At 64.3% G+C, this 10,438-nt stretch carries 12 protein-coding genes; 11 read left to right on the forward strand and 1 reads right to left on the reverse strand.

The window, feature by feature from the left end:
* The first annotated feature begins 19 nt into the window (after positions 1 to 19).
* From Q8O35_RS04845 to gluQRS, 9 genes are all read left to right on the forward strand, one after another.
* The gene (locus Q8O35_RS04845; protein WP_305571209.1) at positions 20 to 412 is read left to right on the forward strand and encodes a DUF2703 domain-containing protein; all 393 of its coding nucleotides are present in this window, start codon (positions 20 to 22) and stop codon (positions 410 to 412) included.
* 78 nt (positions 413 to 490) lie between these two features.
* Positions 491 to 1,102 carry a tetratricopeptide repeat protein gene (locus Q8O35_RS04850; RefSeq protein ID WP_305571211.1) on the forward strand — a complete coding sequence of 204 codons (612 nt, stop codon included), beginning with the start codon at positions 491 to 493 and terminating at the stop codon, positions 1,100 to 1,102.
* A gap of 31 nt (positions 1,103 to 1,133) precedes the next feature.
* Positions 1,134 to 1,367 carry a thioredoxin family protein gene (locus tag Q8O35_RS04855; RefSeq protein ID WP_305571214.1) on the forward strand — a complete coding sequence of 78 codons (234 nt, stop codon included), beginning with the start codon at positions 1,134 to 1,136 and terminating at the stop codon, positions 1,365 to 1,367.
* Positions 1,364 to 1,732: a co-chaperone YbbN gene (locus Q8O35_RS04860; RefSeq protein ID WP_305571216.1), complete on the forward strand. Its 369-nt coding sequence runs from the start codon at positions 1,364 to 1,366 to the stop codon at positions 1,730 to 1,732. The genes Q8O35_RS04855 and Q8O35_RS04860 overlap by 4 nt, the downstream gene beginning before the upstream one ends.
* Positions 1,733 to 1,744: 12 nt before the next feature.
* Positions 1,745 to 2,464, forward strand: a complete 720-nt coding sequence (locus Q8O35_RS04865; RefSeq protein WP_305571219.1) for a cytochrome c biogenesis CcdA family protein — start codon at positions 1,745 to 1,747, stop codon at positions 2,462 to 2,464.
* Positions 2,465 to 2,509: 45 nt separating this feature from the next.
* Positions 2,510 to 3,031 (forward strand): rhodanese-like domain-containing protein, encoded by a 522-nt coding sequence (locus tag Q8O35_RS04870; RefSeq protein ID WP_305571221.1) that lies wholly within the window; start codon positions 2,510 to 2,512, stop codon positions 3,029 to 3,031.
* A gap of 47 nt (positions 3,032 to 3,078) precedes the next feature.
* Entirely contained in the window at positions 3,079 to 4,170 is a 1,092-nt protein-coding gene (gene arsB / locus Q8O35_RS04875; protein WP_305571224.1) for an ACR3 family arsenite efflux transporter, read from the forward strand.
* Positions 4,171 to 4,187: 17 nt separating this feature from the next.
* Complete coding sequence (locus Q8O35_RS04880; RefSeq protein WP_305571227.1) at positions 4,188 to 5,495, forward strand: radical SAM/SPASM family putative metalloenzyme maturase; 1,308 nt, start codon at positions 4,188 to 4,190, stop codon at positions 5,493 to 5,495.
* Positions 5,496 to 5,586: 91 nt separating this feature from the next.
* Positions 5,587 to 6,609 carry a tRNA glutamyl-Q(34) synthetase GluQRS gene (gene gluQRS, locus Q8O35_RS04885; RefSeq protein ID WP_305571229.1) on the forward strand — a complete coding sequence of 341 codons (1,023 nt, stop codon included), beginning with the start codon at positions 5,587 to 5,589 and terminating at the stop codon, positions 6,607 to 6,609.
* Between the two features lie 166 nt (positions 6,610 to 6,775).
* Here the strand turns inward: gluQRS and Q8O35_RS04890 are convergent, their stop codons facing one another.
* Positions 6,776 to 7,498: a hypothetical protein gene (locus tag Q8O35_RS04890; protein WP_305571231.1), complete on the reverse strand. Its 723-nt coding sequence runs from the start codon at positions 7,496 to 7,498 to the stop codon at positions 6,776 to 6,778.
* 287 nt (positions 7,499 to 7,785) lie between these two features.
* Here Q8O35_RS04890 and murJ point away from each other — a divergent pair, with 287 nt between their 5' ends.
* The gene (gene murJ, locus Q8O35_RS04895; protein ID WP_305571239.1) at positions 7,786 to 9,321 is read left to right on the forward strand and encodes a murein biosynthesis integral membrane protein MurJ; all 1,536 of its coding nucleotides are present in this window, start codon (positions 7,786 to 7,788) and stop codon (positions 9,319 to 9,321) included.
* Positions 9,322 to 9,460: 139 nt separating this feature from the next.
* A partial coding sequence (locus Q8O35_RS04900) for an ABC transporter substrate-binding protein (RefSeq protein ID WP_305571233.1) occupies positions 9,461 to 10,438 on the forward strand: 978 nt, incomplete at its 3' end.

The raw sequence follows: 10,438 nt of genomic DNA on the forward strand, positions 1-10,438 counted from the left end.
GGTTCTTGCCATGGGGCGCATGCGGCTCGATATTCTCTGGCAGAGGGTGCTTAAGGGGGCGGAAACGTGCGAACGCTGCGGCGAAACGGGCGAGAGCGTGCGCCGGGCCGTCCTGGCGCTGCGTGAGGCGCTGGCCCCGCGGGGCATCGAAGTGGTCCTGATGGAAAAGGCCCTGCCGCTTTTTGCCGTGACGGAGAGCAATCGTGTGTTTATCGGCGGCCAGCCTTTGGAAGACCTGCTGGGCGCCGAGGTGGGCGAGAGTCACTGCCAGTCCTGCTGCGACTTGCTGGGCGCGCAGACCGATTGCCGCACCCTGCGCCTGGAGGGCCGGGAGTATGAGGCCCTGTCCGAGGAACTCATCGTGCGCGCCGGGCTGCTGGCGGCCAACAGGCTGGAGGCGGCAGCTCAGTAATTGGATTTCGGTTCAGCAATCTGGAGTCAGCACAACACGCAACCCCCGCCCCGCGCGGGGCAAACGGAGAATAAGCGCATGGCCGAATCGGCGCGCACTTTCAGCAAAGGCGAGTTCATTGGCGGTATAGTGGCGGCGCTGGCCGTTGGATTTTTCCTGGGAAGCATCTCCATGGAGCTGCGCCAGCCCGCGCAGATGCCCATGCAGACCATGAGCCAGCCTGCTGCCCAGATGCCCGGACAGAAAGGGGACGGGCACGACCATACTGCGGAGCTGGCCCACATAGGCGAGCTGGAGATAGCCACAGCGCAGAAGCCCGGCGACCAGGCCCAGTGGATCGAGCTGGGCAACCTGTATTTCGACACCCACCAGGCCCGGAAGTCCATCGCCGCGTATGAGAAGGCCATCGCCCTCGGTCCGGTGAGCGCCGACGTGTGGACCGATCTGGGCATCATGCACCGCGAGGCTGGCGAGCCCAAGAAGGCGCTGGAGATTTTCGACACCGCTCTCAAGCTGGACGCGCGCCACGAGAATGCCTTGTATAATAAGGGTGTAGTGCTGTTGCACGACGTGCAGGACCGCACCGCCGCCGTCGCCACCTGGGAAAAGCTGTTGCAGGTGAATCCCGCAGCCAAGAATCCCGAGGGCCGGGCTCTGCGCGGCATGGTCGACGAGCTCAAAAAAGGCTAGCGCACAAAGCGGCAAAACACGGAGAACGAACATGGAAATCAAGGTTCTTGGGCCGGGGTGCCCCAAGTGTCACGAGGCGGAGAAGCTGGTGCGCGAGGCTGTGGCCGAGGCCGGGGTGCCGGCCCAGGTGACCAAGGTTTCGGACTTCAAGGAAATGGCCATGCTGGGCGTTTTCGCCACCCCTGCCGTGGTTGTGGACGGCGTGGTGAAATGCTCAGGCAAGGTTCCGTCGAAAAAGGAGATTCTGGCGTGGCTCGGAAAATGACGCGTTGTCTCCTCCTGGCCTTGGCGTTGTGTCTGGCGGGCACGCTGGCCTTTGCCGCACCGGCTCAGGCTCCGCAGGTGCCGGTGAAAGGCGTGGTGACCATGTTGGACCTGGGCGCGAAGAGCTGTATTCCCTGCAAGATGATGGCGCCCATTCTGGTGGAGCTTGAGAAGGACTACCGGGGCAAGGCCGCTGTGGTGTTCATCGACGTGCGCGAGGACAACGATGCGGCCAGAAAGTTCGGCATCCGGGCCATTCCCACGCAGATATTCTTTAACAGGGCAGGCCAGGAGGTTTCGCGCCACGAGGGCTTCATGGACAAGAAGACCGCCTCCGACACGCTGAACAAGCTGCTGGCGAAGTAGCAGGGAAGCTCCATGCCCGGCCTCCTTGAACAGTTCCTCCTGGCCATCAACGCCTGGATGACCGGAGATTCCCTCGCGGCTTACGCGGGCAGCTTCCTCTGGGGGCTGGTGAGCGTGCTGTTCAGCCCCTGCCATCTGGCCAGCATCCCGCTCATGGTGGGCTATGTGGCCGGGCAGGGCAGGCTGGTGGAAGGGCGCGAGGCCGTGCGCTACGCCGTGGTCTTCACCCTGGGGCTTTTCACCACCATCGCCCTGGTGGGCGTGGCCTGCGCGCTCCTGGGCCGCATGCTGGGCGACGTGGGCTCCTACTGGACCATGGCCGTGGGAGCGGTGCTTGTGTTCGTGGCGCTGGACATGCTGGGCGTGGCCGCGTGCAGGCTTTCCGGCGGGCTCATGTCAAAGCTCAAGGTGCACGGGGTTTCCGGCGCGCTCATCATGGGCCTGGGCTACGGGCTTTTGTCCGGCTCCTGCACCTTCGGCTTCCTGGCCCCGCTCTTGGCCGTCATCACCGTGCAGGAGCAGGTGCTTACCGGCGTGGGGCTCATTTTGACCTTTGCCCTGGGGCACTGTCTGCCCATTGTCATTGCAGGCAGCTCTGCCTCCCTGGCCCGGCGCATGCTGGAGGGCTTCTCCGGCGGCGGGACGTGGGTGCGGCGGATGGCCGGGGTTCTTGTCGGTTTGCTCGGTGTGTATTTTATCGCCAGGCCGTTTTTGGGCAGCGGTCTGGGTTGATCAGACTGGGACGAAGCCCCGCGACCATCAACCTGGGAGGTCCACATGAAGTTTTTCGCCGCCGCCTGCCTTCTTGGCCTGCTTGCTGTGGCCGGACCTGCCGTCGCGGCAGAACCCATAAGCCTCGACACCTACGTGCGCGAATTCGATTACGAGACGCGCAAGCTCATGAAGTGCTCGGGCAAGGAGCTTCTGGCCCTGCTCATCAAAAAAGAGGCCGTGCTGGTGGACATCCGCTTCCCGGAGGAGCAGCAGGCCTGGGGCCCGAGTTTCGCGCTCAAGATTCCCCTGAACGAGCTGCCCGCGAGGTTGAACGAGCTGCCCAAGGACAAAATAATCGTCACGGCCTGCCCGCACATCGACCGCTCGAACATCGCCATGGTTTACCTCACCACCAAGGGCTATAACGCGTGCTATCTCGTGGGCGGGCTGGTGGGCCTGGCTGAACTGCTGCGCGGCGACGAGGCGCGCGACTTCATGGCTGCCCTGAACCAGAAGCCCGATGGCAAGGCAGGCGGCAAGTCCACCGGCAGGGAAACCGGCAAGGTCCAGTCCTCGGGCAAGTAGCCCACGTGTTCCTCTCCCGCATGTGCTGACCAGTAAGGAGGCTCACCATGTCTGAATCCGTCACAGGTAAGCTGTCGTTTCTGGATCGCTGGCTGACTCTGTGGATTTTCGCCGCCATGTTCGCGGGCATCGGCGCAGGGTACCTGTTTCCCGGGCTCAAGCAGGCCGTGGGCGGCATGCAGAGCGGCACCACAAACCTGCCCATCGCGGCGGGCCTCATCCTGATGATGTACCCGCCCCTGGCCAAGGTTCGCTACGAGCTCATGGGGCAGGTTTTTAAGAACGTGCGCGTGCTGGCGCTGTCGCTGGTGCAGAACTGGGTCATCGGCCCGGTGTTGATGTTCGGGCTGGCCGTGACCTTTCTTTCCGGCCACCACGCCTACATGACCGGCCTGATCCTCATCGGGCTGGCGCGCTGCATCGCCATGGTCATTGTGTGGAACGACCTGGCCGGGGGCGACCGCGAGTACTGTGCGGGTCTTGTGGCCTTCAATTCCGTGTTCCAGGTCCTGTTTTTCCCGTTGTACGCTTGGATGTTCCTCACCGTGTTGCCTGGCTGGCTGGGGCTTGAAGGCGCGGCGGTGAACATCAGCATGGGCCAGATAGCCGAGAGCGTGTTCATCTATCTGGGCATCCCGTTTTTGGCGGGTCTGGCCTCGCGCATCATCGGGCTCAAGGTCATGGGCCGCGAGTGGTACGACACGGTGTTCGCGCCCAAGATCGGCCCCATCACCCTGGTGGCCCTGCTGTTCACCATTCTGGTCATGTTCTCCCTCAAGGGCGAGGTCATGGTGGCCCTGCCCTTTGACGTTCTGCGCGTGGCCGCGCCCATGCTCATCTACTTCCTGATCATGTTTCTGGCCTCCTTCTGGCTGTCCATGAAGGCCGGGGCCAATTACGCCCAGTCCGCCACCTTGAGCTTCACCGCAGCAAGCAACAACTTCGAGTTGGCCATTGCGGTTGCTGTGGCAGTCTTCGGGCTGGATTCCGGCCAGGCCTTTGCCGCGGTCATCGGGCCGCTGGTGGAGGTGCCGGTGCTCATCGGGCTGGTGAATGTGGCCCTCTGGCTCAAGAAGCGCTGGTTCCCCAACGACCCTGGCACGCTGTCCAGCGTGTGCCACGTGGACTGCAAGCCGTAAGGAGTTTTTGTCACCGCATGAACTTGTTTCCGCAGACCTTGTTCATAGAGACCACCACCCGCTGCAACCTCACCTGCCCAATGTGCGCGCGCTGCGCGCCGGGTTGGCGGGGCGGGTTCGGCGACATGAATCTGGCCGCCTTCGAGCGTCTGGACGATTCCTTCCGCCATGCCCGTGCCGTGATACTGAACGGCATGGGCGAGCCGCTTCTGCACCCGGACTTGCCGCGCATGGTCCGCCATGTGGCGGAGCGGCTGCCTGCGGGAGGCTGGTGCGGCTTGCAGACCAACGGCCTGCTGCTCGACGAGCGTCTGGCTTTGCTGCTGGCGGAGGCCGGGCTGGACGTGGCCTGCATCTCCCACGACGGCGAGGGCGCGGCCCTGGGCCACGGCGGATCCGGCCCGGATGACGCTCTTTCCCGCGCTACGGCCCTGTTGCGGGCGGCATCGGCCAAAGCAGGCAGGCCCATGCGCCTGGGCCTGGAAACCGTGCTCATGCGGGGCAACATCGCGCAGCTCCCCGATCTGGTGCGGAGCGCGGCCCGGCTCAAGCTCGACTTCCTGCTGGCGACGCACCTGCTGCCCATGGACGCCGCCACCGAGTCCGAGGCGCTGTTCCTGCCGTGCAGCGCCGCCTCCCTGCGCATCTTCGCCCAGCACCAGGCCGAGGCCCGCGCCCGGGGGCTCGACCTCTCCGGCGTGCCCCGCGCCGCGGTTATGGTCCACCGCACCCCGGTGGAGCGCGAGCTGATGGACCTGCTGCGCCGCATGCATGAGCGCGCCCATGCCGAAGGCGTGTGGCTCAACGTGGGGCGCCTGGCCCAGGCCGATCCCGCGCGCCTGGAAGAGCTCGCTGCGGTGTTCGATTCGGCGCGCCGGCTGGCCAAGGCTGCGGGGCTTGATCTGCACCTGCCCGCCCTCACCGCTCCGGAGCGCCCGAAAGACCGGCGGTGCGGCTTCGTGGATCAGGACGCCGCGTTCATCGACTGGCGCGGCAACGTCTCTCCCTGCCATTTTCTTTGGCACGGCTATGCCTGCCGCGTGCTGGGCGACGCGAAAACCGTCGAGCCTCGGCGCTTTGGCAATGTCCTCGAAGCATCGCTGACAGACATCTGGCGCGGCCAAGAGTTTTCGCGCTTCCGCGAAACGGTTCGCAACGGCGAGTACCCGGCCTGCGGCGATTGTGGCTCGGGCTTGTGCAGCGACGCCTCCGGGGTCTACGGGGCTTTTGAGCTTGACTGCCTGGGCGTGAGCGTGCCCTGCGGGCATTGCCCCTGGGCCGTGGGGCAGCTGGCCTGCCTGGGCAGCGCTCCGGGCTTGGGCTGACTGGTGCGGAGCGGGGAGCCAGGGGGCGTTGTCCCGGCGTTTGTTCCGCGCGCGCTTGACTTTTCGAACGGATGATGATGCCGGAAGACCCATGCCAAACGTTGAAGCGCAAAACTGTTCCGTGCGGGGGCGGCTGGCCCCCAGCCCAACCGGCCTCATGCACCTGGGCAACGCCTGGTCGTTTCTGCTGGCCTGGCTGGCGGCGCGGGCCGCTGGCGGGCAGGTGGTGCTGCGCCTGGAGGACATCGACCCGGAGCGCTCGCGCCGCGAATTCGCGGACGACATCCTGCGCGACCTGCGCTGGCTGGGCCTGGACTGGGACGAAGGCCCGGACGCGCCCGGTCCGGTTGGCCCCTATGAGCAGGGCCTGCGGCTGGAGCGCTACGCGGCCGCCCTCGACGAGCTGACCAGCGCCGGGCGCATCTACCCCTGCTTCTGCACCCGCAAGGAGCTGCGCCAGTTGGCCTCCGCTCCCCACGCGCCACAGGGCAAAGCCGCCGGGCTGGCCGGAGACGGCTCGCCCGCCTACCCCGGCGCCTGCCGGGAACTGTCGGTCCAGGATTGCGCCGAGCTGCTGCGCCAAGGCCGCAGGCCCGCCCTGCGTTTGCGCTGCGACGACACAGCCATCGGCTTTGACGATCTTGTGGCCGGGCAGCAGCACATGACCTTGGCCGAGTGCGGCGGCGACTTCGCCGTGCGCCGCTCGGATGGGGTGTTCGCCTACCAGCTGGCCGTGGTGCTGGACGACATCGCCATGGGCATTACCCAGGTGGTGCGTGGCGATGACATCCTCACCAGCACGCCGCGCCAGATTTTCCTGTACCGTCTGCTGGGCGCGCAGCCGCCGCAGTACGCGCATCTGCCTCTGGTGCTCGACCACGAGGGCGAGCGCCTGGCCAAGCGGCACCAGTCCCTGACCCTTGCGGAATTGCGCGAGGCTGGCGTGCCGGCCCAGGCCATCACCGGCTACCTGGCCTGGCGCGCCGGGCTGCTGGATTCGCCGCGGCCCTGCGTGCCGCAGGACCTCGTGAACGGTTTTGCGTTCGCTTCAATTCCCGCTGCTGCAGTGCGGCTTCCTGGGGACATTGCCCGCGTGCTCCGCGAACTGGGCTGAGCGGTGTGATATCCGGCATAAGGCCAAAGGAGCAGCTTTCTACAGGCTGGCCTGAAAGGGGCAGGCGGAAATCTCACGGCAAGGCGGGGGCATCCTGGGAATCAGGCCCCAAAAAAGCCCGAAGGCAATGGTCACCTTCGGGCTTTTTGGAAATGATGAGGAAAGATTAGAATTTTACGTATGTCTCGATTCCAATGTGGTGGCGCTCATTGTACTTCCAGAGCTTCGTTTTTTGCCACTTCTCATACTTGAAGTATGGGCGAACGCCAATTGGGAGATTTGCGGGTTCATAGTAGGCGCCTGCTTCAATACTATATGAGCCATCGAAAACTCTTCTTGCCCAGTAATTCTCGTTGTCGGTGTAATATACTTCACGTCCAAGGACGTAGTCGAACTGCAAATCTAGTCCAACCATGCCTGCATCAAATTTTCTTTCAGCCCGCGTCCCAAAGACTAGGAGGTATTCGGTGATGGAAGCGTCACTGCTTCCGCGCATATCCTGCACTACCCAATCGAAGCCCAAGCCCGCATATGGCTTCAGGGTTACTCCACCCATGTCATATGACTTGCCTACGACAGCTTGTCCCTTGATGTTCGCAGTGTCTATGTCATAATCCATGTAGCTGAGCCGCCCATATCTATACTTGCCATCTAAGGCCCACCAGAAGTCACTGTAGTTTTTTTCATATCCAAGCACGACCCCGCCAAAATTGCCATACCAGGAAATTTGGCGGCCGAGATTTCTGCTTCCTAAATTTTCGTATAGAACACCGACCTTCACCTTTCCGGCTTCTTCCGCACCGGCTTCTTCCGCAAAAGTCAGATTCGGCACAAGCAGGGTGACAAGAAGAGACAAGACAGAGAGAATGGAACCTGGGCGAATATTCATTAGTCCTCCGGCTCTATACGTATATGCTTAGTATAGTAGTGTTTTTTTGGCGACAAGTCAAATGATCCCCGGATGAGCGATGCCGTTGATGCTGTTCCCGCAGCCTGGGTGCCGCCTGCCTGTTGTTGAACCTGCACTTGGAGTGAACGACGCGGCGTGTTTCTGCATTTCTCACTGCGCAGAGCCTTGGAGGACAACGAGAAGGGGTGAATAAAGGGGGGCGGCGGAGCTGCGTCCGGCTTTAAGGCCAGATGACAGCCCGGCGCGCATGGTCTATCATGGAACAAATGAATGCCGAATCCCGCCACATAGCCAAGCGCGCCGTCACGGTGGCCGGGGCCACGCTTGTTTCGCGCGTGCTGGGTTTCGTGCGCGACCTCATTACCGCCTTTGCCCTTGGGGCCGGGCTTTTCGCCGATGCCTTCTTCGTGGCCTTCCGCATCCCGAATCTGTTGCGCAGCCTGTTTGCCGAGGGCTCGCTGACCATGGCCTTCATTCCCACGTTCTCACGCGTGCGGGCGGAGGAGGGCGAGGCGCGCGCCCAGGAGATGGCCCGCTCCGTGCTGGCCTGGCTGGTGAGCATCCTTGCGGTCATCACTGCGCTGGCGTTGATTTTCGCGCCGCAGTTGACCGCCGTCATCGCGCCGGGCTTCGCCAAAAACCCGGAGCTGCTGTCCACCACGGCGGATCTCTTGCGCATCTGCTTCCCGTTTATCGTCTTCATCTCGGCTGTGGGGTTGTGCATGGGCATCCTGAACGCCATGGACCACTTCTTCGCCCCGGCCTTTGCGCCTTGCCTTTTGAACATCGGGTTCATCGCCGCCGCGCTCCTCGGCTGGCACATGGGCTGGAATGTGGCCTACGCCCTGGCCTGGGGCGTTGTGGCTTCGGGGCTGGCGCAGTGGCTGTTCCAGCAGCCGTTTCTGACGCGCCTGGGGTTCTCGTGGCGCGGCCCGTGGCGCTGGATGGACCCGGCGGTGGTGCGCATGGGCAAGCTCATGCTGCCTTCGGTGCTGGGCTCCGCCGTGTACCAGATCAACCTGCTCCTGGGCACGCTTTTGGCCTCGTTTCTGCCTGTGGGCAGCATTTCGTACCTGTACTACGCGGACCGCCTGGTGCAGTTCCCGGTGGGAGTGTTCGGCCTGGCGGTGAGCACCGCGGCCCTGCCCAGCCTCTCGCGGCTGGCGGCTGCGGACCAGATGGACGAGTTCAGGGGCGTCATCCGCTCCAGCATGCGTCTTTCGCTGTTCATCAGCCTGCCGGCCATGGCCGGGCTCATCGCCCTGGCCGCGCCGCTCATCGGGCTTCTGTTCGGACGCGGAGCCTTCGGACCGGAGGCCATCCAGGCCACGGCCTCGGCCCTCGTCGCCTATGGGGTGGGCCTGCCGGCCATCGCCCTGGTGCGGCCCCTGGTTGGCGCCTTCTACGCCCTGGAGAACACGCGCATGCCGATGCTGGTGGCGGCCGCCTGCGTGGTTGTGAACATCCTGCTCGGCTTCACCCTGATGCAGTTCATGGCCCACGCCGGGCTGGCCCTGGCCGTTTCCATCGCCTCTTACGCCAACGTGGGCCTGCTTTCCTGGCTGTTGCGCCGCCGCCTGGGCCAGTGGCCCATGGAGCTTGCGCCCACGCTCAAGTGCGCTGCGGCCAGCCTGCTCATGGGCCTGGGGGCCTGGGCCTCGGCAGGCACCCAGTATCTTTGGGCGCTTTTGATCCCCGCCTGGGCTGTGGCCTACTTCGCCCTGGCTCGGTTGTTCGGCCTGTCCGAGGCCCGGCAGATGGCCGAGGCTCTGGGCCGCCGCCTGCGCCGCCGCAAGTCTTGATCCAGCGGTCAGCCCAAGGACGCGAGAATTGAGCAATCAGAGCTTGTTTATTTCGGGCGTTGTCCTTATGTTTTGCCCTATGCGCCAGAGATGTCTTCCTGAGTCTGATTTGACGCGCGCTGCAAGGGGGGGCTCACATATGCGGATCCGGTTGCGTGCCAGAATCTTCCTCCTGGCTCTCTTGGCTGTGCTGTCGCTGGTGGGTTGTTCCCAGGCGGAGGAAAAGCCCGAGGAGTTCCGCATCGGGCTCATGGCGCCCTTGAGCTCCGCCACCCGGTTCACCATGCACCGCGTGGCCCAGGCTCGCGTGGATGAGCTGAACGCCCAGGGCGGAGTGGAGGTGGGCGGCCGAAAGATGCTGGTCCGGCTCTATGTGGAGGACTCCGGCGACAAGGTCGAGCAGGCCATGAGCGCCATGGGCCGCCTTGTGCAGCAGCAGCGCGTCTCGGCCATAATCGGCCCGTACTTCAGCCGCGAGGCCATCCCCGTGGCCGCTGCGATGGAGACTATGCGGGTGCCGATGATTTCGCCCTCGGCCACCAATCCGGAGGTCACGCGGGGCCGAACGTTCGCCTTCCGGGTCTGCCAGGTGGACAGCGTGCAGGGCGCGGTTCTGGCGCGGTTTGCCTATGAGGACAGGGGACTGCGCCGCGCCGCGCTGCTGTACGACGAGGCCGACGCGTATTCCTCCGGCTTGGCCGGCTACTTCAGCAATGCCTTTGCCGCCCAGAGCGCGGCCAAGGTGCATCTGGAGCCCTACCAGGCAGGGACTCATGATTTCATGCCGCACTTGGCGCGCATTGTGGCCGCCGGAGCGCAGGTGCTCTTTCTTCCAAATTTCCCCATCGACCTGGCTCGGCAAATCCAGCAAGCCCGCGCTGCAGGTTTTTCCGGCCAGTTTCTGGGCGGCGAGTCCTGGGATACGGACCGCGGCTTCCACAGCCTGCCTGAGGCCCAGGGCGCGGTCTATGAAACGGATTTCGCCACTGCCGCTGCGGACCCGAAGCTCCTTGCCGCGGCCCAGGCCCTGGCTGCCAAGTCCGGCTCGGAGTTGGACAAGAATACGGCGCTGACCCTGGACGCCCTGGGCCTGCTGCTTGCCGCGGCCAAGAGCGTT

The organism is Humidesulfovibrio sp., from assembly GCF_030689645.1.
In the GTDB taxonomy this organism is placed as follows: Bacteria; Desulfobacterota; Desulfovibrionia; order Desulfovibrionales; family Desulfovibrionaceae; genus Humidesulfovibrio.